This window comes from Shewanella glacialipiscicola (genome assembly GCF_023283485.1).
GTDB classification, from domain to species: Bacteria; Pseudomonadota; Gammaproteobacteria; order Enterobacterales; family Shewanellaceae; genus Shewanella; species Shewanella glacialipiscicola.
Map to the genome: position 1 here is coordinate 1 of NZ_JAKILU010000065.1, position 659 is coordinate 659.

Genomic DNA, 659 nt, shown 5'->3' on the forward strand with positions numbered 1-659 from the left:
TAATTACCGATATCTGTACTAGCCACACCCTACCCACCGCTTACCCCCAGACTTATCCACAATCCAATTCAAAAACGATGACAAGAGAGTCAGCCGAAATGGCTTAATCCATATAATTAAGGGACCGAAAATCTAACTATAATAAGCTAAATAGTTTTTATGCAGCTATGCAGCCAAAAAGTCTATTTACTCAGAGCGACCTGTTAATAGAAGCGGTCTCGTTTATATTACTCATTTAAGTTTGAGCTCATCAATATTTATCGTTCCCTCCACCAACAGGGCTTCGTCTGGCTAATAACCCGCTACTGAGAGTAATACCAGTTACTTAATTATATGATCTAATAAGTCGTCACTTTCTAACCTTACAAAGTATGAACAAGCCCGATATCCTAGCCCTAGTTAAATCAGAAAAAGCGCACGTAAACGTATGCGCTATCTTGCCTTACTGCATTTCACCGAAGGACATTCTCGTACCGCTATTGCCACTATGCTGAAAGTCAGTAGAACCAGTGTTAATAAGTGGGTGACCACTTACCTTTCCCAAGGCCTATCCGGCCTAGATGACAAACCTAATCCAGGTCGTCCACCTCAATTGTCCTTGGCACAGCAAGCCAGTCTTAAAGCATTCGTACAGCAACGAAGCCTCTCTGAGCAAGGGG

General features: G+C 42.5%; 1 pseudogene. It reads left to right on the forward strand.

Annotation, left to right across the window (positions count from 1 at the left end):
• Nucleotides 1-371: 371 nt before the first annotated feature.
• Nucleotides 372-659 (forward strand): annotated as a pseudogene (locus L2717_RS18095) (helix-turn-helix domain-containing protein); the annotation flags it as partial.